The organism is Luteibacter anthropi, assembly GCF_011759365.1.
GTDB lineage: Bacteria > Pseudomonadota > Gammaproteobacteria > Xanthomonadales > Rhodanobacteraceae > Luteibacter > Luteibacter anthropi.
On record NZ_JAARLZ010000008.1, the window covers coordinates 44,370 to 70,152 of the forward strand.

Genomic DNA, 25,783 nt, shown 5'->3' on the forward strand with positions numbered 1-25,783 from the left:
ATGGATATCGTGAGTGTCGTCGGCACGATCCTGGCCTTCGTGGTCATCATCGTGGGTACCATCCTCAAGGGATCGAGCCTCGACGCCCTGTGGAACCCCGCTGCCTTCGTCATCGTCTTCCTCGGCACTTTCGCCGCACTGCTCGTGCAGACGCCCGGCGCCGTGCTCAAGCGCGCCTGGAGCATGCTGCCCTGGGTGTATCGCCCGCCGGATATCGAATCGGAAAACCTCGTCAGCCGCATCATCGGCTGGAGCGAAATCTCCCGCCGCACGGGCCTGCTGGGCCTGGAGCCGGCCATTGAGCGCGAAACCGATCCCTTCATCCGCAAGGGGCTGCAACTGCTCGTGGATGGCACCGAACCCGATGCCATGCGTTCGGTGCTGGAAGTGGAGGTGTACTCGCGCGAGCACACCGACATCGAGGCGGCCAAGGTTTTCGAGAACGCGGGCACTTACTCGCCGACCATGGGCATCATCGGCGCCGTGATGGGCCTGATGTCCGTGATGCAGAACCTTGCCGACCCCAGCAAGCTCGGCCACGGCATCGCCGCCGCCTTCGTCGCCACCATCTACGGTATCGGCCTGGCCAACCTGCTGGCGTTGCCGATGGCCTCGCGCCTGAAGGGCCTGGCACGACGTCGTTCGCAGATGCGCGAAATCCTGGTCGAAGGACTGGTCTCCATCGCCCAGGGTGACAACCCGCGCCACATCGAGAGCAAGCTGCAAGGATTCCTCTCGTGAAACGCCGTCACCACGAAGAGCACGTGAATCACGAGCGCTGGGCGATCCCCTACGGCGACCTGATCACCTTGCTGCTCGCGCTGTTCGTGGTGATGTACGCGGTATCCGCCGTGAACGAGACCAAGTTCCGAGTGATGGCCCAGTCCATCAACGAGGCTTTCAACGGCACGGGCAAGGTGATCGAGCCCATCCGCGATTCGACGCCCGCCGCGCAGGTGCCGCTGCCCGACCAGTCGCGCGCGCCCACTGCCTCGCCGATAGCGAAGATCGACGTACCCATTCCGCCGCGCAACCTGCCGCTGCCCGGCCACGAAGGCGCCGCCACCGAACACCAGGACGGCAAGCTGCGGCAGACCGCCACCAGCGCCGATGCGAATACCAGCGTGGGCAAGACCGAGCAGAACACGCTCAGCCAGATTTCCGACGAAGTGAAGCGGGCGATGAAGCCGCTGATCGACAAGAGCCTGGTCAGCGTGCGGCAGACGCCGGACTGGCTCGAAATCGAAGTGCGCACGGATATCCTCTTTCCCGTTGGCGTGGCGAAGCTCCAGCCGCAGGCCGAAGACGTGCTGCGTCGCCTGGCCGGCATCCTCGCGCCGTTCCCGAACGCCATGCGCATCGAGGGTTATACGGACAACACGCCCATCGCCACGTCTACGTTTCCGTCCAACTGGGAGCTGTCGGCCGCGCGCGCAGCTACGGTGGCGCGACTGCTCACCCTGACCGGCGTCGATCCGCACCGCGTGGGCATCATCGGCTGGGGCGAATATCGCCCGACCGCCGACAACGCCACGGCCGACGGCCGCAATCACAATCGCCGCGTGCTGATCGTCGTGATGAGCGACAAGGCGGCACCGGCGCGTTTCTATAGCGATGCGGATCGTGTGGATCTGGCTCAGCGTGGCGCGACCGAAGCGCCTGCTGCTGGCGCTACACCGCCTGCCGCGGCATCGGGCACGGCGACGTCAGCCGCAACCTCATCCCCCGAACTGGTCGCCCCCACCGCGGGTGCCGCCCGGTTCGCGACGGAAGGGGAGGCACACTGATGCGCGTCTGGGCCGTATCCAACCAGAAAGGCGGCGTGGGCAAGACGACCACCACGGTGGCGCTGGGCAGCATGCTGGCCGAATCCGGCAAGCGCACGCTGCTGATCGACATGGACCCCCACGCATCGCTGTCGGGCTATATCGGTGTCGAAGGCGGTGCGCACGGCAGCGTCTACGATCTCTTCGGAGTTACCGCCAATCCGCTGCCCGTGCGCACGCTCGTGCACGGCACGCAGTGGGAGCGGCTGAGCGTGCTGCCCGCATCCGCGGCGATGATCACGCTCGATCGCCAGCTCGGCACCCGCCAGGGCATGGGCCTCGTGCTCTCCCAGGCGCTGGCCGAACTGGCCCCCGATTTCGACCATGTGCTGCTGGACTGCCCACCGACGCTCGGCGTGCTCATGGTCAACGCACTCGCCGCCAGCGACCGCCTGCTGGTGCCCACGCAGACCGAGGCGCTGGCGCTCGCGGGCCTGGAACGCATGCTGCGCAGCCTGTCGATGATCGAGCGCTCGCGCGGCAAGCCGCTGCCACGCACCATCGTGCCGACACTGTACGACGCACGCACCCATGCCTCGCGCGCCTGCCTCGAACAACTGCGCGAGCAGTATGGCGATGGCGTGAGCCAGTCGGTGATTCCCACCGACACCCAGATCCGCGAAGCCAGCGCCGCCGGTGTGCCGCTGGCCTCCTGGCCCGCCGCACGTCGCGGCGGTCTCGCCTACCGCCAGCTGCTCGACGAGCTGCTGGCCATGCCCGTGCCGTCGTTGACGGACGCGGCCGCATGATCCGCGCCATGCAAGACGCCGAGCAGATCGTCGCAGGTTATCTCGCCGAGCTGCTCACGCCGCTGCCGGTGCCCGAACCGCCCGCGGAAGTGAAGGTTGTCGCCATCCAGACCTGGAGCGACCCGCTGCCGCCGCCCACGGCCACGGGCCAGACGCGTTACCTGCTGTGCGTCGCTGCCGGCGTGAAGCTTGCGGTGCCGATGGATGACGTCACGCACATGCTGCCGATGCCGCCGCTGTCGCCACCCAACAGTGCCAATCCGATCTGCCTGGGACGCTGGCGCCATCCCAGCGGTGAAGCCCGCGTGGCCGACCTCGGCGCGATCCTCTCGCCCGACATGTCCGGCGCACAGGCCGATACGCTGGTGATCCTGGGCAATCGCGCGTGGGCCCTGGCCTGCGCCGTCAACGACGAGCCGGTGGTGCTGGAAGGCGAAGGCATCCAGTGGCGCCACGGCGCGACGTCGCGTCCCTGGCTGGTGGGCATGTCCAAAGAACCGAAATGCGGCGTGATTGGCACCGCCGCACTCATTGAATGGCTGGAACAGGAGCTTGGGCCATGACCGTCACCGTATCCGACGACCGTAGCACCTGGCTCGGTTTTTCACTCAAGGGACAGCGCTACGCCGTCGCCCTTTCCGCTGTGCGTGAAGTGATCCGCCCCGGCGACATCACCCCCGTACCCGGCGCACCGCACGACGTGCTCGGCATCGTCAACCTGCGCGGCCAGATCGTGCCCGTGCTCGACGGCCGCCGCCGCTTTGGCCTGGAAGGGCAGGTGGATGCACAGCACGCCGACGGGCAGCGCGTCATCGTCTTCGACGACGCCGGCAGCGTGGTTGGCATGCGCATCGACCTCATTGGCGACATGCTCCACCTCGGCGACGACGAAGTCTCCCCTCCGCCCCCCGGCCGCGCCGAACGCCGCGACGACCCGGTGAGCGGCGTCGTCACCCGAGAAGACGGCTTCATCGCCCTGGTCGACGTCCCCCGCCTCTGCCGCGCCTGATGCCCTCACTCCTGTAGGAGCGCGCCTCGCGCGCGACCGGTCATCGCGAAAACCATCAACGCATTCGCACCACCGGTCGCGCGCAAGGCGCGCTCCTACAACAAAGCCGCCCGTGCTACCGTTCAGCCCGTCCACCCGGAGCCCCATGACATGAACGCCGCCATTGGTTACGTGCTCATCGCACTCGCCGTCCTCAACCTGGTCGGCCTCCTGTTCCTGATCCTCCGCACGCGCAAGACCCAGACTCCGGCGCAGCCGGTTGCTCCCGAGGCCCTGCACGAGACCCCTGCAACGGTAGACCCCACGCCCGCCATCGAGCCCGACCAGCTCGACAGCATGCTGCGCCGCCTGGAACACCGCCTCGGCGACATCGAAGACCAGGTCCGCCGCACGCCCAACGTCAGTGTCGCCAACGAAGGCGGCGTCAACACCGACCGCGCCCTGGCCCTGGCCCAGCGCCTCGCCCGCCAGGGTGCCTCGCCCCAGGACATCGCCGAAACCTGCGGCCTGTCGCTCACGGAAGCGGAACTACTGCATCACCTGCACGCAGGGCGCTGACCCTCCCGTGTCGAAGCCGATACCGGTACTCGCCAGGATTCCAACACTAAGCGCAAATCAGGCGGCCTGAAGCCCGCCTACCCGAAGTCCCCCGTCGTTCCTGCGAAAGCAGGAACCCAGCGCGTGGCATACGGCTTTAGAGATAACACCCCCTACGCAATCACCGCGATCTTCCGCCATTAACCACGCGCATAACAAAGCCCGTTAGCCAACCCAAGCCCCATCAGCAACGAAGTGCTGAAAACCAGCTCAACGCCCTCCAGCGGCAATCGCTCAACCTGCGTAATGGCCATTATCAAAACAATAAGTGCAAACGCCCGCCACCCGGCATGGACCAGCACTTGCCACCCTTCGATCCATGGCTCGCGATAGAACGTACCTCTATGCGCCATCCAGAAGGTCCTCCGCCTCCACATACGCATCTGCACCAACAGCACGATGGCGGAGATCGTCGTACATGCAGCCGCCATATAGATAAAGAACGAGATTTCATGCATATGCTTCTCGCACGTGAAGTGCGGAGCAAATGCGGCGAAATAAACGGCGTACGAGCAAACAAGCCAAGGCCTGATCCAGCGATTTTTCACTGAAGTGCACCACTTCTCTGCAATCGCCCTTTTTTGGCAAGGCTGAGTTCTGTGTATGCGATTGCAAAGGCAAATATCACCAGTGGCGTACCGTGCAGAAGCGCCGTCCGATAACCATGTTCGGCATCCACCAGCAGGCGCGCCATGTCGGCTACGACAAAGAAAAGGGCGAAACCGGTTACCCACCTGAACTTAATGTCTTCAAGCTTGCGCATTTCAGCTTCCCATGGGTGCTTTCGTGCGTATCGAAGAGTCGCGAGTACGATGAGGAGGAGAGCGGTCACCGTGATTACGATGTAGGAGGAATCATGATCAGGGTCTTCGCAGAAGATATGAGGAAGAATAGGCGCCGTAATGCCGGCAAGCACCATCATCATTCGTCGTAGAGGAGTGATGGTGGAAGATTTCGGTATGTTCATGTCGATCGTCCTTGTTACTGAAACATCCGGAATAACCGGTAAATAATTACTAATAGGGCCATGACGTGCCCGGCGATCCGTGCTCTTGGCCTGCCAGAAAACAAGCAGCCCATGGAGAACCCTTGGATATGTGAAAGGATGATTTCTCCTTGTGAGTAACACATGGCATCAACTCGGCGGACGCAATCGGGTATTCGATCAGATGGCTTGGCGTGTGGATGTAGGAGATATCTTCAGGTCATGAAGGCGGAGCGACGTACCTGTGGATATTGATGGATTTTCGGGGGTGATTGCGGTGCGGGTGGTTTCTGCACAGGGCAAGGAACGGTTAAAAATTGACGCATGGCAAGATAGATCGTGACGTAACGATTGCCGTGTAGGAGCGCGCCTGCGCGCGACCGGTCATCGCGAACACCATCATCGTTTCGATTCCACCGGTCGCGCGCAAGCACGCTCCTACAGGGATGTGGTGTCGCACGATGGAGCACCGATGCGACCGGCGCGACCTCACAACTAACCGGACACAGCTACTGTCGTGTAGGAGCGCGCCTGCGCGCGACCGGTTGTTGCGAACATCATCATCGTTTCGATATCACCGGTCGCGCGCAAGCACGCTCCTACAGGGATGGCGTGGCGCTGGATGGATATCGAAACGGTTGGCGCCAAAGCCGATGCAACGTCATCGTGTTTGCTGGCAAATCGGGGCGCTGGGTTCCTGCGTGCGCAGGAACGACGGGGGCGATTTTTGAGAATATTTCCATACCCAAACGCATCCGCAATTTGGTACGGTGTGCGCGTTGTCTGCTGGATCGTTGATGGCTCGGCAGACAACCATCGCTCGACGTATCGAGAAAGACGCGAGCCAGAGGTGTTACCAGCACCCCTGACCCGCTGACCAAACCAACTATCTCAAGGAGTTGATATGGCTGTGCCAAATCTTAAGGCATTCTCACACCCACCGTCTGTCCCGGACGGTCCAGGGACGTCCTAAACACCTGTCAGGACGCGGCTAACGCCCGCGTTCGTCCTGATTTCTCATGGTTTCTGGCTCTGCCGTCCTACCCGGCGCGTAGCGCCCTGCCTGTGAGAAAACCGGACAAAACGCGGGAATGGTGAGATCTCGTCGCCCGAGTCGATGAGGGGCACGGCCCTTGGCGTGCCCCGCTCGGAAGCGGCGTACCAGGGAAAAACCAAACCATGAGTGATCCGAAAGACGATGGCGTCCTCGGCGAGGGGAGCTTTGGTCTGAATACCGAGGCCAGTATGGACACGCTGATGAATGATGCGACGGCGTGGCAGGCGTATGCCGAGGCGATGCAGTCGGTGCTTACCGAGTACATGGCCGAAAGCGAATTGCCGAATCAGCGGTGTGTCGCCAGAGCCATGTCCGGTGTGAACGTGCTTTATCGCATGAGCCTGCAATGCACCAAGCAAGCAAACGTGCGGCGTATGTGGGATGAGGTGCGCGCGTTGGGAGGGGCTAAGTGATGGCGCAGCGTGTCGAGATCGCCAAGGCCATGTGTGGGGTGGTGCTGCTGGGCATCAATATCGCCGTCTTGATGGGGAAGCGCGAGGATGGCGATCCGCTATCGAAGGGGGCGAAGTGGAACGTGGCGCTGGCGTTCGCGGCATTCGTGGTCGGCGCGCTGGCCGTGGCGGTGTTTGCGTCGGAGTCGTGTACGGTGATTGAGCCGGTGTGGACGTGGACGCTGGATATCGCCGGGGCGACGTTGTTTGGGGCGACGATGGCGGCGTTGTGGTTGGGGTGGTTGGCGCCGGGGCCGCGATAAGCATCGCGATACGTGATTGTGTAGGAGCGCGCCTTGCGCGCGACCGGTCAGGGTGAACCATCAAATCATTCGTGAAAACCGGTCGCGCGCAAGCACGCTCCTACACAAGCAGTGCGCGTCACCAAGAAACCGTGCGCCGGTTTTTATCCGCACGAATACCTCAGCGTTGGGGAGAGCCGGCGGGGGCGGCCCTTGGCGCGACTTGATGGAGGTGAGGTGAGTGGGCGGATAAGGCCCGTAGGGTGCCGGTCAGGATGACCGGCATTTTTCGCCGAGGCAGGAGCCGAGTCGAAAAACCCCGCACGCTCACCGGGCCCGAAGGGGCGCAAGCCATAAGACACTGAGCCGCGCAGCGGCTCCTCCTTTCCCGAGGGACACCGCAGGCCGGCGCGCCAAGGGCCGCCCCCGTCGGCTCGTTCTTGGCCACGTTCAGGCGCCGCGTGCGAGGCCGTAAGGCGAGCCCATCCTGCGGAGCGAAGCCTCCAAAGGCTGCTTTACTACGGAGCGTTAACCGCCGATGCGATCGGTTCCCCGGGCTCACCGGTATCGGCGGCTTATGGGGATTACCGGTCGCGCGCGAGGCGCGCTCCTACAGGGGAGTTGCTAGCGTTCCAGGCGGTAGTTCAGGCTGGCGCGGGAGAAGTCGGTGGCGTTTTGCGCTTCGAAGTTCCAGCGGTGGCTGAGGATGTAGCGCAGGGTGATGACCTGGCCGGGGTCGAAGAGACCTACGCCGTAGCTGAGGTAGAGGCGGGGGGAGAGGTATTTGCCTACCGTGAAGGCCGAGGTGCCGCCCAGCGCATCGTTGTTGCTGACGCCAATGTCGTCTACGCCGATCTTCGAGCCCACGCTCTTCGCCAGCAGGTCGCCTGCCGCCGAGCCCAGAGCCTGTGCCGCCGCGCCCACCATGTTGCCTTCGCCACCCTTCACCTGCGACAACGGCTTGCCCGTCACGAGGTAGGAGAGGGCGTCGGACTGTTCCATCACCGGGTTCGAGAACACCGTGAGTACCGGGCGCTGCGCTGTGCCCGAAACGTACAGGCCCACCTTCTGGCCATCGTCGATGGTGGCATTCGGATTCAGCGTGCGCGCCGCGCGGATGTTCAGGCCCGGATTGTCGATGGGCGTGGAGGCGAACAACAGCTGGCCCTGCTCGATGCGCAGATCCTGGCCGTACGCCTTGTACGTGCCATCGACGCCGATCTGGCCCTGGCCCGTGGTGGCACGGCCCGGGCGCTCGCGGACATCCAGCTGGCCCGTGATGCGGCCATCGATGCCGAAGCCCACCAGATGCACCTTCTGGCCAAGATCGACACGGATATCCGCCGTGATCGGCGAGGCCTGCGCCGCCGCTTCTTGCTGCTTCTCGTCTACCACCACGACATCACTCGATGCCTTGGTCGCGCCCGCACCCGGCAGCTTCTCGACATTGACGTCCGCCATGTCGATGTTGAGCTTGCCGCTCACGTTCATGCCCTTGGCATCCTGCACGATCAGGATATCGGGCGAGATCACCGCCTTCGCGGCAGGAATATCCACCGCCGTGAACTTCGAGCCCTCCACGCCCACGCGCATCTGCGCACCTTCGCCGAGGGCGGCATTGCCCTTCACCGAGAGCGTGCCGTCACCCGAACGGATGGTGCCGTCCACGATGAAATTCTTCGCATCGGTCGTGTTGACGCTGATGCGTCCGTCCTTGAGCTTCAGGCCGGCGCTGGGCACTTCCGCCGCAAAACCATCCAGCACGGCACTGCCCGTAACGGCCGGTGCGGCAACCGTGCCTCCCAGGCCGAAGTTGCCATGCAGGCCGCCCTTCACCTCGGCCAGCTCCGTGGTGAACAACTCCACGAACGACAGGCTCTTCAGCTGAAGCGAGATGTTGCCGCCGAGTGCCTGCTGGGCGCCGCTGATCGACACGTTGCCGTCGATGCTGCCGCCATCATTGATCGCGGCACGCAGCGTCAGGCGCTGATTGTCCGGTGCAAGCTGGGCATTGGCACTGAGGTTGTCGTACACCAGCAGGGGGCGATCCGCATGATCGGTATACGCCACGGAGCCATGCGTGCTGGTGATGTTCGCCTGGCCCGACAAGGCGCCCGCTGCGGTGCGACGCACGTTGCCATCGCCTTCGAGGATGCCTTCCGCACGGATCGGCGTATTCGATGCTTCCGCCAGCGACATCAGCAGGGCCAGCGGCACGCGACGCAGGCGGTAGCTTGCGTCGAGATTGCCCGCCTTGTCCTGCTTGCCCGCAACGCACAGCACCGGATCGCCTGCGGTAAGGCAAAGGTCGCTCATGCTCGCCGCGCCATCCTTCCACGCAAGCTGGCTCGCGTTCTGGAGGCGCCAGCGGGGCAGGCCCTGGAAATCGATATCCAGCCGGGAAAGGCTGCCGTTCCACGCACCATCTTTCAGAGAGCCGGAAAGCGTCAGGTCGGCCGCCAGCGGACGGCCCTTCGCTTCGACGGTGAGCTGATGTTTCTGTTCGTTACCGTCGGCGTTGATGGCGATACGGTCGAACACGAGTCCGCTGGTCACGGCGTTGTTGCCGATCACGACGAGCTTGCCACCGGGCTTGCCGATATCCGGCACGTCAGCATCAACGCTGAGCGCGTCGATCTTCTGCCCGGCGTAGACGATGGCATTGCCGCGCAGGTTCGCCTTCACGGCGAGATCGGGCCAACGTCCCTTCACACCCACATCGCCCTGCACACGGCCACCGGCATCCGGTAACCAATCGCCCAGCGATGCGATGGCGAGTTTCAGCGTGGCATCGTTGGCCGTGTCGCCCTTTGCATCGAGGCGGATCGTGCTGCCGCCGGAGGCGAGGTCGAGATTGCCGTTCACCACCTCGTTGGGTTTCAGTTCGAGCTTGCCGCTGCCGCGCAGCGGACGCTTGCGAAGCGTACCGTCGAGCTTGCGCAGGTCGAGGGTGCCCAGCGGACCGTCCTTCGCGAGATGGCCTTCGGTGGAAAGATCGAGATTGAGTGCACCGCTCCATTCGGCAAGCAGCTGCCCGGGATCGAAGCGCTGCCCCTTCAGGTCGAGCTTCCACGCCATCTCGGGCTTCAGCGTGATCGTACCGCTGGCGGCGAGATCGCCGTTGGGCTGCTTCAGTTCAAGGGTGTGCAGGTCGATGGCTTCGGGTTTGCCATCGAGATCGAGGGTGAACTTGCCTACATGGCCAGGTGGGCCGATATCGACATCACCCCCGGCGTGATAAGCCTCGGCGCCGCCCTTGAAGGTGAGCGTGCCTGCACTGGCAAGATCCTGACCGGCGACGTTGGCGGGAACGAGGACGTCCTTCCAGGTAAGCGCCAGATCGGCGTTCAGCGGCTGGGCGGCGATTTCCACCGTGCCCCTGGCCGTAAGCGAGCCCTTCACCTGCGGCGAGCCCACCGTGAGTTCTTCGAGGGTGAGGCGCTTGTAGTCGTGATCGAACGACGCCTTCATCGGTGCGAGGCGCACGCGGTAATCGTTGAGATCGAGATTGCCGGTGAGGTTGGCACCATAGCGGTCGCCCGAGCCTTCCACGGCCAGCCCAAGCGACTGCAACGAACTGTTGCCGATCAGCGGCTTGGGATCGAAGCCCGGCGCGTTGATCTTCGCCGTCCAGGCAAAGTCACCGCTCTGCACGAGGTTTGCATCCACCTGGGCCACGAAGGGCAGGCGCAGCTTCACGATGGTGTGCGCTTTCTTGCCGTCGCTGTGGGCTTCCACGTCGCCGGCGTATTCCACATCGCCGAGCTTCCAGGAGAACGATGCCTTGCCGTCGCCGCTGTAGCCCTTGCCGACGGCGAGCTTGCCGCCAAGGTCGGCCTGACCATCCGGGGCGCGCAAGGCGAGCGTCTTCAGTTCGAGACCGTTGCCGGTCCACGAGCCGGCGAGGTCGAGCGAAGTGGATTCGAACAGCGGCTGCCCGGCCTGCGTGACCTTTACATGGCCCACACGCACCTTGTCGAACACCATGTCGAGCGGCGGCTTCAGCGAGAACGGTTCGGAAGGCTGGTCGGGCTCGGGCTGGCTCGCCGGCAGGGCGACGTCCACGCCATCCACGCTCAGGTCGAACACATGCGCACGCTTGCGCAGCAATGCTCCAAACGCGTAATCGACATGCGCCGTAGCCACGCGCACGTCCATGCCTTTGCCATCGTTGTAGCGCACGCCCTTCAGGTCCAGCGGACCGGCGAGGCGGCCCTCGGCCTGTTCGACGGAGAGTGCGTTATCGGTGAAGCCCTTCGCGCGCTCCAGCGCGAAGCGCAGGCCGGAGGCCGTGCCCACCAGCCACCACACGCCCATCGCCACGACCAGCAATACGATGCCCAGGGCGATGCCGGCGCGGATCAACCATTTCATGCCGGTGCTCCTCACAGGTCGGGCCCGATGACGACATGCAGATGGATGCCGTGTTCGTTCTTGTCACCCACGGGTACGGCCACGTCGGCGCGGATCATGCCCACGGGGGAGAGCCAGCGGATGCCGAGGCCCGTGCCCACGCGGGGGCTGTAATTGGTGCCGGTGAAGGCGTTGCCTGCATCGACGAAAGCGGCCATGCCCCAGTTCTTCGTGAAGTAATGTTCTACCTCGGTGCTGCCCACCAGCAGGCCTTCGCCACCGATCACGCGGTTGTACTGGTTGCGCGGGCCGATGCTCTCGAAGTCGTAGCCGCGCACGGAGCGGTCGCCACCGGCGAAGAAGCGCAGCTGCGGCGGCAGGTCGCTGAAGTTGTTTGTCCAGATCTTGCCGGCCGTGCCGCGCAGGATCAGGCGGTTGTTGCCCCAGAACGAGCGGATCCACTTCGCATCGCCCATGACCTGCGAGAAGCTTGCGTCCGAAAGCAACGTGCCTGCCGTGCTGCGCGCGGTCAGCGTGAGCGACCAGCCGTTGCGCACGAAGGTCGGGTTGTCGCCGCTTTTGCGGGCCAGGGTGATTTCGGGGTAGAGCAGGGTGCTGCGTCCCCGTTCGAGTCCGAGCGCGTTATCGCCTTCGCCACCGCGCTTGCCCACGGTGAAGGTGCCTGAAAGCGCATTGATGCCGATGGTGCGCTGCCAGCCGTGCCACATGCGGGTTTCGTTGGCCACCAGCTGCAATGTGCGCGACTTCGACGTGACGGTGTTGGCATCACGGAAATTCGCGCCGAAGTTGAAGCTGCGCTGGTTGGTGCCGGGCATGGGTATCTGGTACAGCGTGGACAGCGTTTTCAGGCGCTGGGCCAGCACCAGTTCGTTTTTCCACTTGTGGCCGCGGTCGTTGATCCAGCGTTTCTCGATGCCACCGCGCACGCCGGCGCCGGTGTCGGTGCCGAAGAACGGACCGCCGGTATAGACGGTGCGCTTGGCAGGCGCGAGATCCACATCGATGTCGATATGGCCTTCCTTTGCGTTGTCGGTATCGGGGATGACGTTCACCACCGAGAAGTAGTCGGCACCGTTGAGGGCCTGCTGCAACTGGAGCAGCTGGCTCTGCGAGAAGTAGTCGCCGCTCTTGAACGGTACATAGCGTTCGAGGAAGCCATCGCGGAATTGCGAATTCTTGAAGTGGATGGTGCCGTAGCGATAGCGCTGGCCCGCGTCCCACTTGAGCTGGATGGCCGCGCTGTGTTCCGCGCGATTGACCTCGACGCGCCGGGTGACCAGGCGCGCATCGAGAAAGCCCGTGGCGGTGAGCTGGCTGCTGATGGCGTCGCGTGCGGCATCGTACTGGCCGTCGTTGAGGCGCTGGCCCTTCAGGTCGTTCATGGCGCGCACGAAGTGACGCACGGAAGGTACCTTCCCGGCCACCTCGTCCATCTCCACCGACACGCTCTGGATAACGACGGGCACGCCCGGTACCACGTGCAGCGTCACCTGCCAGTCATTGCCCACCTGCTTCAGGTCGCCCGTGGCCGTGGCTTCGTAGTAGCCGTAAGGCCGCAAGGCGGCCTGCACCTCGTCGGGTGCCTTTTCGTAGAGGCGGCGTACCTGGGCGGCGGTGACATCGCGCTTGGCGTACTGGCTGAGGCCCACGCTGGCGACGATGGCGCCTTTCAGGTTGTCGTCGACACCGTCGACATTCAGCACGACGCCCGCGTGTGCGAGCGTCGGCAGGAGGAACCACGGCAGAAGCAGCAGTCCATGGCGTCTTGGTAGGCGCATGAGCGTCCTGGTCCGATCGTGTTCCAAGGCCGTGCACGAGACACGGCCGCTAGCGGGGGCGCGCCTGGCATCCCCTGACAGTGTGTGTCTGGACGTAACTTACCCCGCGACGTGCGGAAGTGTCGATAGTGCAATCGGCGGAAACATGAACGCCGAGAAGGATTTGAGTGCGGGATGTGAAGACGGCCTCCCAAGGGAGGCCGTCTTCATGGTGTTGCTGCAAGGCGTTGGATCAGCCCGCTTCGTCACCCGAACGGAAGGCGATCCATGCGCCGACCATGGCCGACACGTAGGGAATCGACTGTGCCGCCAGGATGAACATCCACAGCGTGCTCTCGACGTAGCTGGTGCCGTAGTGCGTGGCCATGCCGATGATGGCCAGCAGCAGGGCCACCGCCATCAGTACTTCCTCGCGCACGGGGCTGAATGCGGCGAAGCTGCTGCCACCCATGCGACGGCTCTTGGCCGTGACGACGAAGGCCGTCTTCTCGCGGGTGAGGCCATGCAGGATGCCGCGCGCGATGGCGTGCGACAGGCCCATGCTGGCCACGGAGGCCATGATGGTGTCGTACCAGCTGCACGGGACACGCGCACGGTAGAGCACCACGCCGAAGATGGCCTTGGCGAAGAAGAAGCCGATCACGGGGATCAGGAACAGCTGCATCGGCAGGTTGAAGTAGTCCGGTGCGGCGATCATGCCGGCGGTCCACAACAGGCCCATCATCGTGAACACGTAATGCAGCGCGTCGGCGAACCAGCTGAACCAGCCCGTGAGGAAATGGAAGCGCTGGCCTGCCGAAAGCGGGCCCTTGCGGGTCATCCAGCTCCAGCGGCCCTTGAGGATCTGCATGGCGCCGAAGGCCCAGCGATAGCGCTGGCTCTTGTACGCCTTGAAGTCGGCCGGGGTGAGGCCCTTGCCCATCAGTTCGTCCACGTACACCAGCTCGTAGCCGGCGTGCATGAGGCGCAGGCCCAGCTCGGCGTCTTCGCAGATCGTCCACTCCGACCAGCCGCCCGTGCCTTCCAGTGCGGAGCGACGGACCATGGTCATGGTGCCGTGCTGGATGATGGCGTTGCGCTCGTTGCGATGGTGCATGCCGATGCGGAAGAAGCCGTCGTATTCCCAGGCGGTCATGCGGCGGAAACGGTTCTTCTCGAAGTCGCGGTGCGCCTGCGGGCACTGCACCACGGCCACCTTCGAGTCGTGGAAGTAGCCCGTGAGGGTGGAGAGCCAGTCTTCGCGCACCACGTAGTCGGCGTCGATGACGGCCACCACTTCGGCGCGCTCGTCCGTGGCCGTGAGGCCGAAGTTGAGGGCACCGGCCTTGTAGCCCGGCCAGGGTTCGAGGTGGAAGAAGCGGAACTTCGGACCCAGCTTGGCGCAGTATTCCTCCACCGGCTTCCAGACGTTCGGGTCCTTGGTGTTGTTGTCCAGCACCAGGACTTCGAAGTTCTCATAGTTGAGCGCGGCCAGCGAGTCGAGGGTGATCTGCACCATCTCCGGCGGCTCGTTGTGGCAGGCCAGGTGGATGGACACGAAGGGCTGACGTTCCACCGGGTCGGGCGTGAGCATGCCGGCATGGCGCACCCAGCTGCGTCGCCAGAGCACCTCGGTGAACTCGAAGCCGTTGATGAGCAGGATGCCGAGGATGGCCACCTGCGCCGGGAACAGCAGGATCAGCATCGCCCAGTCGAAGGGGCTCAGGTAGAAATTGAAGGGCAGGGTGGCCGACCAGACGATCAGGCCGCAGGCCAGCTGCACCAGCCCCATGAAGAACAGGCGGCCGGTGAGCTTGAAGCGACGGAAGCGACTGCCGAACCACACCATGGGCACGAAGGCCAGCAGGGAGGCGGCCAGCGCCTTCCAGGGCCACTTCACGTCCTCGGTGACCGGGCCGGTGAAGGGGAATTTCAGCTGACGGTTGGCATCGAACATGCCCCAGTAGGCACCGGTGCGGCCTTCGCCGAGGTTTTCCTTCCAGGGCTGGTCGATGGCTTCCAGCACGTAGTAGTCGTCGATGCCCTTGCGCTTGGCGACATTGAAGAACTCGCGCAGGAAGATCGCCTCGTTCGAGACGCTGGGGTAGGCGTACTTGTAGCGGTCGCCGTTGGACGGCCAGCCGATTTCGCCGATGACGATGTGCTTGCCGGGGAATTGATGCTGCAGGGCCTGGTAGCTGCCGTCGGTGTTGTTGCTGCCGTCGGGGTTGCGGGTGCCGATGGAGTCGGCGACACCGGCGCGGGCCTCGATGCCGTTCCAGTAAGGGAACAGGTGCACGGTGATGAAATCGACGTGGTCGGCCAGTTCGGGGTTCTGGATCCACACGTGGAACGGCTCGGCGATGGACACCGGCTGGCGCACGGCCGCGCGCACGCGGTCGAGGTAGGCCATCATCTGTTCGGGCTTTAGGTCGCCACGGAACAGCACTTCGTTGCCGACGATGACGCGGCTGATGGTCTTCGGATAGCGATGGGCCTGGGCGATGAGGGCCTCGATCTCGCGCTCGTTGTTTTCCAGGCGCGTGTCGATCTGGGCGCCGGCCATGACGTCGAGGCCTTCCTTGTCGGCCAGGCGGATCGTCTGCGGGTTCTCCAGCATCGAGTAGGTGCGGATGCGGGGTGAGTATTTCTTGACCAGCTGCAGGTCGCCGTCGATCTGCGGATCGGTCGATACATCGCCCTTGATGGGGTTCTGGTAGCGCTGGTAGGCGGTGAACGCGAAGCCGGGGATGGGCTGTTTCCAGTCTTCCGGGCCGTTGGGCAGGTTCGCGACGTACCAAAGCCCGACATTCAGCGCGGCAACGAGGATCGCGAGGATCAGCGCGGTGAAGATCGGGTGGCTCTTTTCGGTCTTGGTGGCAGCGCTCAAAACAATCCCCGGACCGGTCGGCCCCCGAGTGGTTCGCAATGACGAGGTAATCGGGGGAGCTTAACGAACGGTGAGGGACGGCTCAACGCCGGGCTGAATGGCCGGTCAGGCTGAACTCAGTGAAATGGGCCCGCTGAAGGCCCGGTCGCGCGCAAGGCGCGCTCCTACAGGGGTATCGAGGCCGGGGCGGTCGCGCAAGGCAAGGGGCGTCGAGGCCGGGGCGGTTGCGCAAGGCAAGGGGGCATCGAGGCCGGAGCGGTCGCGCAAGGCAAGGGGGTATCGAGGCCGGGCGGTCGCGCGCAAGGCGCGCTCCTACAAGGGTCCCGTAGCCTTGTAGGAGCGCGCCTTGCGCGCGACCCCTACAGGGCGGCAACCAGGCCGGCATCCAGGGGACAGCCGGCCCGAGATCTCCTTACTTGAGCAACGAGCGCAGCATCCACGCCGTCTTCTCATGGGCCTTCAGACGGCCCGTGACCATATCGGCCGTGCCCTCGTCGCCGACCTTGTCGGCCACCTTGATCACCTCGCGGGACGTGGCGGCGGCGATGTCATGGCCCTCGACCAGCTGGGTGACCATGTCCTTCCAGTCCGGCACGCCGGCTTCTTCCTTGATCTTGGTCAGCTTGCCGAACTCGGCATACGAACCCGGGGCATACACGTCGAGGATACGGATGCGCTCGGCCACTTCGTCCACGGCCAGCCACAGTTCGTTGTACTGGGTCTCGAACATGGTGTGCAGGCTGTTGAAGTGCGGACCGGTGACGTTCCAGTGGAACTTGTGGGTCTTCAGGTACAGGGTGAACGTGTCGGCGAGCAGCTTGGACAGCTCCTTGGCAGCCGCTTCGCGGTCTTTCTTGTCGATGCCGATATCGATCTGTTTAGCCATTTTCGACTCTCCGTGGGGTTCTGGGTAGAAATCTTAACGAGTGGCCCGATACACGTGAAATGAAACGTTCTGATCTCATCGATAGGCGCACGCTATTATTTGCGTTCCCATGAGTACCTCTACAACCCCCTCCCGCCCCGTATCCCCCCCTCCGCGCCTGAAAGAGCTGCGCGACGCGTTGTCGCAGGTGTCCAGCCGCGACGTCGGCCGCCTGCTGGGGCGCTGGCGTGGCCTGTCGCGCAAGCCCGATCCGGCGAAACTCGATGCACTGGCCCGCGACATCGCCGCTTCCGCCGCAAAGCGGGCGGCCCGCGTGGCCGCCAAGCCCGTCATCAACGTGGATGCCTCGCTGCCCATCGCGGCCCGGGCCGACGACATCGTGAAGCTCATCCGTGACAACCAGGTGGTGGTGATCGCGGGCGAGACCGGCTCGGGTAAGACTACCCAGCTGCCGAAGCTGTGCCTGGCCGCCGGCCGCGGCGAGGCCGGCCTCATCGGCTGTACCCAGCCTCGACGCCTGGCCGCCCGCTCGGTGGCTACCCGCGTGGCCGAGGAACTGGGCACGCCCATCGGCGACAAGGTAGGTTTCCAGGTGCGCTTCACCGAGAAGGTGTCCGAGCAGGCACTGGTGAAGTTCATGACCGACGGCATCCTGCTGGCGGAGACCCAGTCCGATCCCTGGCTGTCGGCCTACGACACCATCATCATCGACGAGGCCCACGAGCGCAGCCTCAACATCGACTTCCTGCTGGGTTACCTCAAGCGGCTGGCCGAGCGGCGCCCGGACCTCAAGATCATCGTCACCTCGGCCACCATCGACACCGAGCGCTTCGCGGCGCACTTCGGCGATGCGCCCGTGATCGCGGTCGAGGGCCGTACGTATCCCGTGGAAGTGCGCTATCGCCCACCGGGCGAGCGGGGCGAGGGCAACGTCGCCCAGCAGATCGCCGATGCGGTGGACGAGATCACCCGTGAAGACCCGCGCGGCGACGTGCTGGTCTTCCTGCCGGGCGAGCGCGAGATCCGCGACACCCACCTCCTGCTTTCGCGCAAGCAGTATCGCGAGACCGAGGTGCTGGCGCTGTATGCGCGGCTGTCGGCCAACGAGCAGGACCGCGTGTTCAAGCCGGGCACGAAGCGCCGCATCGTGCTTGCCACCAACGTCGCGGAAACCTCGCTGACGGTGCCGCGCATCCGCTACGTCGTCGATCCGGGCACGGCGCGCGTGAAGCGCTACAGCCAGCGCGGCCAGCTCGAACGTCTGCACATCGAGCCGGTATCGCAGGCTGCCGCCAACCAGCGCAAGGGCCGCTGCGGCCGCGTGGGGCCGGGCATCTGCTATCGCCTGTACGACGAAACGGAATTCAGCCTCCGTCCCGAGTACACCGATCCCGAACTGCTGCGCTCGTCGCTGGCCAACGTCATCCTGCGCATGCTGGCGCTGGATCTGGGCGAGGTGGACGACTTCCCCTTCCTTGAAGCGCCCGATCCGCGCGTCGTGGCCGACGGCTACCGCCGCCTGGCCGAGATCGGCGCCATCGACGACGATCGCCGCCTCACGGAAACCGGCCGCACGGTGGCGCGCCTGCCCATCGACGTGCAGCTGGCGCGCATGCTGGTGGAAGCCCGCAAGCTCGGCAGCCTGGCTGACCTGATGACCATCGTGGCCTTCCTCAGCATCCAGGACCCGCGCGAGCGGCCGCCGGAAGCACGCGGGCAGGCCGATGCGGCCCATGCGCAGTTCGCCGATCCGAAGTCCGACTTCGTGGGCGTGGTGAACCTGTGGAAGGCGTATCTGGCGGCGGCCGAAGACCTCACCTCATCGAAGCTGCGCGACTGGTGCTCGCGGAATTTCCTGAGCTTCATGCGCATGCGCGAATGGCGCGAACTGCACCGTCAGCTCGCGCTGGTCACCCGCGACTTGGGCTGGGACAAAGCGGAACCCGCTCCTGTAGGAGCGCGCCCTGCGCGCGACCGCCCAGGGCGAAATGGCGCCAGGGCAGCAAGCCCCAACCGCTCTGTTGGCGACGCCGCCGAGTCTCCGGTCGCGCGCGAGGCGCGCTCCTACAAGGGGGCGGAGGGTTTGGAGGGGGATGCCTTGTTCGAGGCCATTCACCGCAGCCTGCTGGCCGGGTTGCCCACGCAAGTGGGCCACAAGGACGACAAGGGCGTGTTCCGCGGTACGCGCGAGCGCCGATTCCAGGTGTTCCCGGGCTCCGCGCTGGCGAAAGCGCCGCCGGCGTGGGTTTTCGCCGCGCAGATCCTCGATATCGGCGGCAAGGTGTGGGCCATGATGTGCGCCCGTGTCGATCCCGCCTGGGTCGAATCACAGGCCGCCCATCTGGTACGTGCCACGGCGCGCGATCCGCACTGGTCGCGCAAGCGTGGCACGGTGGTGGCCTATGAGCAGGTGACCTTGTTCGGCCTCGTGCTGGTCGAGCGTCGCCCCGTGACCTTCCATCGCCAGGACCCGGCGCTGGCGCACGAGATCTTCGTTCGCGAGGCGCTGACCCGTGGCGAACTGGATAGCCGTGCCGATTTCGTGCGCGCCAATGTGCGCGTGCTGGAACAGGCTCATGACATCGAAGCCAAGCAGCGCCGTGCCGGCCTGCTGCGTTCGGATGAGGCGCTGGCCGCGTTCTTCGACGGCAAGCTGCCTGAAAGCATCGCCGACACGCGTGCCCTCGATGCGTGGTACCGCAAGGCCGCACCGGGCGAACAGGCCGCACTGCGCTGGACGCTTGCCGACGTGATGGACAACGGCGCGGGCCTCGATCCCAAGGCGTTCCCGGCATCGCTGGACATCGGCCAGCATCGCTATCGCCTGGAATACCGTTTCGTGCCGGGCGATCCGGCCGACGGCGTCACCATGCACGTGCCGCTGGCCTTCCTCAACGCGTTGCCCGCGGCCCGCTGCGAATGGCTCGTGGGTGGCCTGCTGGTGGACAAGGTGGCCGAGATGATCCGTGGCCTGCCGAAGGCACTGCGTCGCAACTTCGTCCCTGCACCGGACTTTGCGAAGGCCTTCTTCGAAGCCGAGGCACCGCGTGACGAGCCGCTGGCGAAAGCGCTGGCGGCCTTCCTCAAGCGCACCACGGGCGTAGCCATCGATGCATCGGCCTTTGCCGATGCCGAGCCGCCGGTGCACTTGCAGATGCGTTACCGCGTGCACGACGAGAACGGCCGCACCGTGGCCGAAGGCCGCGACCTGGCCGCGATCCGCAACCAGTGGGAAGGCAAGGCGCGCGAAGCGTTCTCGCGCAAGACCGATGTCGAGCTGACCCGCGAAGACATCGTGGCATGGGATTTCGAATCCATTCCGCGCGAAGTGCGTTCCGAGGCAGGCCTCAAGGCTTATCCAGCGCTGGTGGATCTGGGCGAAGCCGTCGCGCTGCGCGTGTTCGAGCGCGCCGACGAAGCGGCCGAAGCCCATGTCGGCGGCGTCGAACGCCTGTTGCGCCAGGCGCTGGCGCCCGAGTTCAAGCGCGCGCGTCGCCAGCTGCCCATCGGCAATCCGCTGTCGCTGAAATACGCGCCACTGGGTAGCGTGGACGGCTTGCGCGAAGATCTGGTGGAAGGTGGTTTCGCCGACCTGCTCGCCACGCACAAGCTCGACGTGCGCACACAGGGCGAATTCGAGGCGCTGCGTACCGAGCTGGGCCGCGAACTGTTCGGCGCTGCGATGGAGCGGCAGAAACTCGCCGAACCCATCATCGAGGCGCAGGCCGAACTGAAACCGTGGATGGAACCACCGCTGGTGGGCTTTGCCAAGGCCAGTTACGACGACCTGCGCGAACAGCTCACCGCCTTGTTGCAGCCAGGCTTCCTGCGTGAACTGCCCACCTCGCGACTGGCCCATTTCGCTCGTTACCTGAAGGCGATGCGCCTGCGTGGCGAACGCCTGCGCCAGGACCCGGCGCGCGATCAGTCGCGTATGCTGCAAGTGCTGCCGTACTGGCGGGCGTTGCTCAATGCGGGCGGCACCGCGTGGGATGCGCAGGCATGGAGCGAATTGCGCTGGTTGCTGGAAGAATGGCGCGTATCGCTGTTTGCCCAGGAGATGAAGACCGCGGAGCCGGTATCGGCGAAGCGGTTGGCGCGTGCACTGGAATCGGCTGAGGCGGCGACACGATGAAAACGGCGAGAGACGGGACCCCCAGCGAGGCGAAGCAACTGCCTTCACCGCTCACCGATGCGGCTCGCGAGGCGTGTTCCGTGTTGCCGGTGGCTGCCCGTGCCGAAGGCGAGACCATCATCGAGCTGCTGCACCTGCTCGGCTGTGACGATGAAACCTGCGCGTCGGCGCTGTGGTTCTCGTTGTCGCGTGGCATGCCGGGTGCGGCCGACCAGGCCATGGCTGGCTGGGCTCCGTCGCTGAAACGCCTGGTGGACGGGCAGGGCGAGGCCGAAAAGGTCTGGGCGCTGCATGCACAGCGCGGCAAGGCCAGCGGCGCCGAAGGCCTGCGCCGTCTGTTGCTGGCAATCATCCGTGACCTGCGGGTCGTCTTCGTGCTGCTCGCCCGCCAGCTGGCGGCGATGCGTACGGCCATGACGCTGCCCGATCACGAGCGTCGCGAGCTGGCGCAGCTCACCTCGGACATCCATGCACCGCTGGCGAACCGCCTGGGTATCTGGCAGCTCAAGTGGGAGCTGGAAGACCTGGCATTCCGCTACCTGGAGCCGGATACCTACCGCCGTATCGCGCGCCTGCTCGATGAACGCCGCGCGGACCGGGAGCACTTCATCGCAGCCAGCCTCGCGCAGTTGCGTGACATCCTGGAGCAGTCGGGCATCCGTGCCGACCTGGCCGGGCGGCCGAAGCATATCTTCTCCATCTGGAAGAAGATGAAGAAAAAGGGGCTGGAATTCTCCGACCTCTACGACATCCGTGCCGTGCGCATCCTCGTGGACAACGTGGCCGACTGCTATGCCTCGCTGGGCCTCGTGCATAGCCTGTGGCCGCATCTGCCGGGTGAATTCGACGATTACGTCGCACGACCCAAGGGCAACGGTTATCGATCGCTGCATACGGCTGTGGTCGGTCCCGAAGGCAAGACGCTGGAAGTGCAGATCCGCACCCACGAGATGCATCGCGCCAACGAGCTGGGCGTGGCCGCGCACTGGCGCTACAAGGAAGGCGGCGGTGCAGACGCCGAGTTCGAGGCGAAGATCGCCTGGATGCGCAAGCTGCTGGAGCCGCGTGGCGAAGGGGAAGACGACGCCGATCTCGCCGCCGGTTTCGCCACGGAGCTGATGGAAGATCGCGTGTACGTGCTCTCGCCCAAGGGCGAGGTCATCGACATGCCGCGTGGCGCTACCGTGCTCGACTTCGCGTACCACATCCATACGGAGGTGGGGCATCGTTGCCGTGGCGCCAAGATCAACGGCCGCATCGTGCCGCTGACCACGTCGCCACGTAGCGGCGATCGTGTGGAAATCCTTACCACCAAGGTGTCAGAGCCCAGCCGCGACTGGCTGTCGTCGCATCATGGTTATCTCAACACCACGCGCGCGAAGGAGAAGGTGCGTTCGTGGTTCCGGCGCACGGCGCACGACGCGAATATCGTGGCGGGCAAGCTGTCGCTGGAAAAAGAGCTGCGCCGTCTTGCGCTGGACGACGTGGATCTGGCGAAGCTTGCCACCACGTTCAAGCTGAAGAGCGTCGAGGAACTGTTCGTCACGGTGGCGCTGGGCGAAGTTTCGCTGGGGCAGGTGGCCCGCGCGCTGCAGGAGCCAGTGGAGCCGGAGATCACGCAGTCCACCGCACCGGTGGCCTCGCGTGTGGCGCAGCGTGATCGGGGTGCGTTGTCCATTGAGGGCGTCGGCAACCTGCTCACCACCCTGGCCCGTTGCTGCCAGCCGCTGCCGGGCGATCCGGTGCGGGGGTTCATCACCAGGGGGCGTGGCGTATCGGTGCATCGTGCCGACTGTGCCGCGCTGGCTCGCCTGGCCCGGAAGGACCCCGATCGCGTGATCGAGGTGAACTGGGGGCGGGTGGAGGTGCAGAACTACGAGGTGGATATCGAGCTGCGCGGGTACGACCGCAAGGGTTTGCAGAAGGATGTGGCGACCACGATCAGCAATGTCGGTCCGCATATCGTGGCCTCGTCGAGCCGCGTGCATGTGCGCACGGGCGAGGTGGAGATGCGTTTTACGCTGCGGGTGAAGGATTACGAGCAGTTGTCGATGTTGCTGGGCAGGCTGACGGCGCTGCCTAACGTGGTGGATGCGCGGAGGGTCGGGGGGCGTTGACGTGGCTGGCGTGTCGCCTGGTCCGGTCGCGCGCAAGGCGCGCTCCTACATGGCGGCTTGTGTAGGAGCGCGCCTTGCGCGCGACCGGACTGGGCGAAATGCAATCCAGGCGAACGCCCGCTCGCATCAACCCGCCAGCACCAGCCGGCCGCCCAGGTCGAGGATCGGCTGTGCCACCAGGATGCGCGCCAGGAACAACCCCAGCAGCACCACCGTCGGTGAGAAATCCAGCCCGCCGATGGTCATGCGCCCACGCAGCGGGCGCACCAGCGGCTCGGCCAGGCTTGACAGCAGGCGCGCTACCGGGTGGTAGCGATCGCTCGAAAACATGCTCATCAGCGACCACGCGAAGACGATCACGATCCAGGTCAGCAGGAAGAAATCGAGCAATTCGGCAAAACCCATCACGAGGATGCCGACCGGCGCGAGCGGGATGCCGCCCAGGGCAAGCACCAGCAGTACCTTCACGCATTCCAGCACCAGCGCGATCACCAGGGCGCCGGTGTTGATCCGGCGGAAGTTCGGCAGCGCCTTGCGCAGCGGACGCAGCACCGGATTGGTGAAGCGGTAGATGAACTGGCAGATCGGGTTGTGGAAGTCCGCACGGCAGGCCTCGGCGAGGATGCGCAGCACGAACAGGGTCACTAGGGCGCCGAAGGCAAACTGCAGGATCAGGGCGCCGGCGTTGGTCAGGTAATTCACGTGTTCGATTCCATGGATTCGGAGAGTTCAACGCCACGCTGGCGGGCCGCGTCCACGGCACGCGCCACGACGGCGGGAAAATGGTCAACCTGGAAACTCTCCAGGGCGGCCTGGGTGGTGCCGTTGGGCGAGGTGACCCGCTTGCGCAGGGTGGCTGCCGTCTCGCCGCTCTCCACCAGCATACGGCCGGCGCCCAGCGCCGTCTGCGCGGCAAGGGCCTGCGCGGTCTCCCGCGACATGCCCTGGGCGAAGGCCGCGTTCTCCAGCGCCTCGACCATGAGGAAGAAATAGGCCGGGCCGGAGCCGGAGATGGCCGTCACGATGTCCAGCTGGTCTTCGTCAGGCACCCAGACGGTGAGCCCGGCGGCATCGAGCACATGCTGGGCCTCGGCACGTTGCGGCGCGCTGACCCGGGCATTGGCGTAGAGGCCGGTAGCCCCCGCACCGTACATGGCGGGCGTATTCGGCATGCAGCGGACCACCGGCAGGGCGGCATCCAGCCAGCGCTCCAACTGGGCGATGCGGATGCCCGCGGCGATGGAGATCACCACCGGGCGGTATTTCTGCACCACCGGGCGCAGCGCCCGACAGACCTCGGCCATGACCTGCGGTTTCACGGCCAGGACGAGGATGGAGGCTCCCTCGGCCGCGTCGAGATTGTCGGTGTAGGTGGCGACCCCGTACTCCCGCGAAAGCTCCTGGAGGGCTTCTGCGCGCGGTTCGGCCACGGCGATGCCGCCGGGCTGGGCGCCATGGCGGATCATCCCCGCGATGAGGGCCTGGGCCATATTGCCGCCGCCGATGAAGGCGATCCGATTCATGGTGGGTGTGCTCCGTTCGAGACGCTTTTCACATTGGGCAAAGCATATATGCCCCGCGCCTTGCCGCCGACCCCCGGGCATGCTTACCTATGCCCCTTCAAGATAGGGGACACCGATGGACATCGCCGAACTCCTTGCCTTCTCCGTGAAGAACAAGGCCTCCGACCTGCACCTTTCTGCCGGTCTCCCGCCGATGATCCGCGTGGACGGCGACGTGCGCCGCATCAACATCCCCGCGCTGGAGCACAAGCAGGTCCACGCGCTGATCTACGACATCATGTCGGACAAGCAGCGGCGTGACTATGAGGAATTCCTTGAGGTCGATTTCTCGTTCGAAATCCCCGGCCTGGCCCGCTTCCGCGTCAACGCCTTCAACCACAACCGTGGTGCCGGCGGCGTGTTTCGTACCATTCCGTCCGAAGTGCTCACCCTGGAAGACCTGGGCGCACCGCGTATCTTCCGCGAGCTGATCGAGCAGCCCCAGGGCCTGATCCTGGTCACCGGGCCCACGGGCTCGGGCAAGTCGACCACCCTGGCGGCCATGGTCGATCACATCAACAAGACCGAATACGGCCACCTCCTCACCGTGGAGGACCCGATCGAATTCGTGCACACCTCGCAGAAGTGCCTCGTCAACCAGCGCGAAGTGCACCGCGACACCCACGGTTTCAACGAGGCGCTGCGTTCCGCGCTGCGCGAAGATCCGGATTACATCCTGGTGGGCGAATTGCGCGACCTGGAAACCATCCGCCTGGCGCTTACCGCCGCGGAAACGGGCCATCTGGTGTTCGGCACCCTGCATACCTCGTCGGCCGCCAAGACCATCGACCGTATCATCGACGTGTTTCCGGCGGGCGAGAAGCCCATGGTGCGCTCCATGCTTTCCGAGTCGCTGCGCGCGGTCATCTCGCAGTCACTGCTGAAGAAAGTGGGCGGCGGTCGCCTGGCGGCGCACGAGATCATGGTAGGCATCCCGGCCATCCGCAACCTCATTCGCGAAGACAAGGTGGCGCAGATGTACTCCGCCATCCAGACCGGCCAGCAGTACGGCATGCAGACCCTCGACCAGAACCTGCTGGACCTGGTGAAGCGCGGTCTCATCACACGCCAGGAAGGCGCGATGTACGCGAAAAACAAGGAAGCCTTCCGCTGAGCGGAAGTCGTCCTCCCCACCCCCGAGCCGT

At 65.0% G+C, this 25,783-nt stretch carries 19 protein-coding genes; 11 read left to right on the forward strand and 8 right to left on the reverse strand.

Annotated features, from left to right (window positions below):
- The 6 genes from HBF25_RS14880 to HBF25_RS14905 all read left to right on the forward strand — a co-directional run bounded on the left by HBF25_RS14880 (window position 1) and on the right by HBF25_RS14905 (window position 4,142).
- Window positions 1-741 (forward strand): flagellar motor protein, encoded by a 741-nt coding sequence (locus HBF25_RS14880; protein ID WP_166949754.1) that lies wholly within the window; start codon window positions 1-3, stop codon window positions 739-741.
- Window positions 738-1,787, forward strand: coding sequence for a flagellar motor protein MotD (gene motD, locus HBF25_RS14885; RefSeq protein WP_166949756.1), 1,050 nt, complete (start codon window positions 738-740; stop codon window positions 1,785-1,787). The genes HBF25_RS14880 and motD overlap by 4 nt, the downstream gene beginning before the upstream one ends.
- A complete protein-coding gene (locus tag HBF25_RS14890) occupies window positions 1,787-2,575 on the forward strand; it encodes a ParA family protein (RefSeq protein WP_166949758.1) in 789 nt (262 codons plus the stop codon). The genes motD and HBF25_RS14890 overlap by 1 nt, the downstream gene beginning before the upstream one ends.
- Entirely contained in the window at window positions 2,572-3,138 is a 567-nt protein-coding gene (locus HBF25_RS14895; protein ID WP_166949760.1) for a hypothetical protein, read from the forward strand. Before HBF25_RS14890 ends, HBF25_RS14895 begins: the two co-directional genes overlap by 4 nt.
- Window positions 3,135-3,584, forward strand: coding sequence for a chemotaxis protein CheW (locus tag HBF25_RS14900; protein ID WP_243853255.1), 450 nt, complete (start codon window positions 3,135-3,137; stop codon window positions 3,582-3,584). The genes HBF25_RS14895 and HBF25_RS14900 overlap by 4 nt, the downstream gene beginning before the upstream one ends.
- Before the next feature lie 150 nt (window positions 3,585-3,734).
- A complete protein-coding gene (locus HBF25_RS14905; RefSeq protein ID WP_166949764.1) occupies window positions 3,735-4,142 on the forward strand; it encodes a DUF2802 domain-containing protein in 408 nt (135 codons plus the stop codon).
- A 179-nt stretch (window positions 4,143-4,321) separates the two neighbouring features.
- Here the strand turns inward: HBF25_RS14905 and HBF25_RS14910 are convergent, their stop codons facing one another.
- Window positions 4,322-4,639, reverse strand: coding sequence for a hypothetical protein (locus tag HBF25_RS14910; protein ID WP_166949766.1), 318 nt, complete (start codon window positions 4,637-4,639; stop codon window positions 4,322-4,324).
- Between the two features lie 86 nt (window positions 4,640-4,725).
- Window positions 4,726-5,148 (reverse strand): hypothetical protein, encoded by a 423-nt coding sequence (locus HBF25_RS14915; RefSeq protein WP_166949768.1) that lies wholly within the window; start codon window positions 5,146-5,148, stop codon window positions 4,726-4,728.
- Window positions 5,149-6,345: 1,197 nt separating this feature from the next.
- On the opposite strand from HBF25_RS14915, the gene HBF25_RS14920 reads away from it, so the two are divergent.
- Window positions 6,346-6,636 (forward strand): hypothetical protein, encoded by a 291-nt coding sequence (locus tag HBF25_RS14920; protein WP_166945524.1) that lies wholly within the window; start codon window positions 6,346-6,348, stop codon window positions 6,634-6,636.
- Window positions 6,636-6,938 carry a hypothetical protein gene (locus HBF25_RS14925; protein ID WP_166949770.1) on the forward strand — a complete coding sequence of 101 codons (303 nt, stop codon included), beginning with the start codon at window positions 6,636-6,638 and terminating at the stop codon, window positions 6,936-6,938. Before HBF25_RS14920 ends, HBF25_RS14925 begins: the two co-directional genes overlap by 1 nt.
- A 603-nt stretch (window positions 6,939-7,541) precedes the next feature.
- Here HBF25_RS14925 and HBF25_RS14930 read toward each other — a convergent pair.
- The 4 genes from HBF25_RS14930 to HBF25_RS14945 form a co-directional block, all read right to left on the reverse strand.
- Window positions 7,542-11,291: a translocation/assembly module TamB domain-containing protein gene (locus tag HBF25_RS14930; protein ID WP_166949772.1), complete on the reverse strand. Its 3,750-nt coding sequence runs from the start codon at window positions 11,289-11,291 to the stop codon at window positions 7,542-7,544.
- An 11-nt stretch (window positions 11,292-11,302) separates the two neighbouring features.
- Window positions 11,303-13,069 carry an autotransporter assembly complex protein TamA gene (locus tag HBF25_RS14935; protein WP_166949774.1) on the reverse strand — a complete coding sequence of 589 codons (1,767 nt, stop codon included), beginning with the start codon at window positions 13,067-13,069 and terminating at the stop codon, window positions 11,303-11,305.
- 232 nt (window positions 13,070-13,301) lie between these two features.
- Window positions 13,302-15,938: a glycosyltransferase gene (locus HBF25_RS14940; protein WP_208392609.1), complete on the reverse strand. Its 2,637-nt coding sequence runs from the start codon at window positions 15,936-15,938 to the stop codon at window positions 13,302-13,304.
- Between the two features lie 412 nt (window positions 15,939-16,350).
- Window positions 16,351-16,824 (reverse strand): Dps family protein, encoded by a 474-nt coding sequence (locus HBF25_RS14945; protein WP_166949776.1) that lies wholly within the window; start codon window positions 16,822-16,824, stop codon window positions 16,351-16,353.
- Between the two features lie 109 nt (window positions 16,825-16,933).
- On the opposite strand from HBF25_RS14945, the gene hrpA reads away from it, so the two are divergent.
- Together hrpA and HBF25_RS14955 are read left to right on the forward strand one after the other, a co-directional pair.
- Complete coding sequence (gene hrpA, locus HBF25_RS14950; protein ID WP_166949778.1) at window positions 16,934-20,959, forward strand: ATP-dependent RNA helicase HrpA; 4,026 nt, start codon at window positions 16,934-16,936, stop codon at window positions 20,957-20,959.
- On the forward strand, window positions 20,956-23,076 hold the full coding sequence (locus HBF25_RS14955; protein ID WP_166949780.1) for a RelA/SpoT family protein: 2,121 nt from the start codon (window positions 20,956-20,958) through the stop codon (window positions 23,074-23,076). Before hrpA ends, HBF25_RS14955 begins: the two co-directional genes overlap by 4 nt.
- 126 nt (window positions 23,077-23,202) lie before the next feature.
- Here the strand turns inward: HBF25_RS14955 and HBF25_RS14960 are convergent, their stop codons facing one another.
- Complete coding sequence (locus HBF25_RS14960) at window positions 23,203-23,778, reverse strand: YggT family protein (protein WP_166949782.1); 576 nt, start codon at window positions 23,776-23,778, stop codon at window positions 23,203-23,205.
- Window positions 23,775-24,599 carry a pyrroline-5-carboxylate reductase gene (gene proC, locus HBF25_RS14965; RefSeq protein WP_166949784.1) on the reverse strand — a complete coding sequence of 275 codons (825 nt, stop codon included), beginning with the start codon at window positions 24,597-24,599 and terminating at the stop codon, window positions 23,775-23,777. Before proC ends, HBF25_RS14960 begins: the two co-directional genes overlap by 4 nt.
- 115 nt (window positions 24,600-24,714) lie before the next feature.
- Between proC and HBF25_RS14970 the strand changes: the two genes are divergently transcribed.
- Window positions 24,715-25,752 (forward strand): type IV pilus twitching motility protein PilT, encoded by a 1,038-nt coding sequence (locus HBF25_RS14970; RefSeq protein WP_166949786.1) that lies wholly within the window; start codon window positions 24,715-24,717, stop codon window positions 25,750-25,752.
- The last annotated feature ends 31 nt before the right edge of the window (window positions 25,753-25,783 follow it).

Coding starts and splice junctions, on each gene's coding strand:
- HBF25_RS14880 (WP_166949754.1), top strand. CDS start 1: ATGGATATCGTGAGTGTCGTCGGCACGATCCTGGCCTTCGTGGTCATC.
- HBF25_RS14890 (WP_166949758.1), top strand. CDS start 1,787: ATGCGCGTCTGGGCCGTATCCAACCAGAAAGGCGGCGTGGGCAAGACG.
- HBF25_RS14895 (WP_166949760.1), top strand. CDS start 2,572: ATGATCCGCGCCATGCAAGACGCCGAGCAGATCGTCGCAGGTTATCTC.
- HBF25_RS14900 (WP_243853255.1), top strand. CDS start 3,135: ATGACCGTCACCGTATCCGACGACCGTAGCACCTGGCTCGGTTTTTCA.
- HBF25_RS14905 (WP_166949764.1), top strand. CDS start 3,735: ATGAACGCCGCCATTGGTTACGTGCTCATCGCACTCGCCGTCCTCAAC.
- HBF25_RS14910 (WP_166949766.1), bottom strand. CDS start 4,639: ATGCATGAAATCTCGTTCTTTATCTATATGGCGGCTGCATGTACGACG.
- HBF25_RS14915 (WP_166949768.1), bottom strand. CDS start 5,148: ATGAACATACCGAAATCTTCCACCATCACTCCTCTACGACGAATGATG.
- HBF25_RS14920 (WP_166945524.1), top strand. CDS start 6,346: ATGAGTGATCCGAAAGACGATGGCGTCCTCGGCGAGGGGAGCTTTGGT.
- HBF25_RS14925 (WP_166949770.1), top strand. CDS start 6,636: ATGGCGCAGCGTGTCGAGATCGCCAAGGCCATGTGTGGGGTGGTGCTG.
- HBF25_RS14930 (WP_166949772.1), bottom strand. CDS start 11,291: ATGAAATGGTTGATCCGCGCCGGCATCGCCCTGGGCATCGTATTGCTG.
- HBF25_RS14935 (WP_166949774.1), bottom strand. CDS start 13,069: ATGCGCCTACCAAGACGCCATGGACTGCTGCTTCTGCCGTGGTTCCTC.
- HBF25_RS14945 (WP_166949776.1), bottom strand. CDS start 16,824: ATGGCTAAACAGATCGATATCGGCATCGACAAGAAAGACCGCGAAGCG.
- hrpA (WP_166949778.1), top strand. CDS start 16,934: ATGAGTACCTCTACAACCCCCTCCCGCCCCGTATCCCCCCCTCCGCGC.
- HBF25_RS14955 (WP_166949780.1), top strand. CDS start 20,956: ATGAAAACGGCGAGAGACGGGACCCCCAGCGAGGCGAAGCAACTGCCT.
- proC (WP_166949784.1), bottom strand. CDS start 24,599: ATGAATCGGATCGCCTTCATCGGCGGCGGCAATATGGCCCAGGCCCTC.
- HBF25_RS14970 (WP_166949786.1), top strand. CDS start 24,715: ATGGACATCGCCGAACTCCTTGCCTTCTCCGTGAAGAACAAGGCCTCC.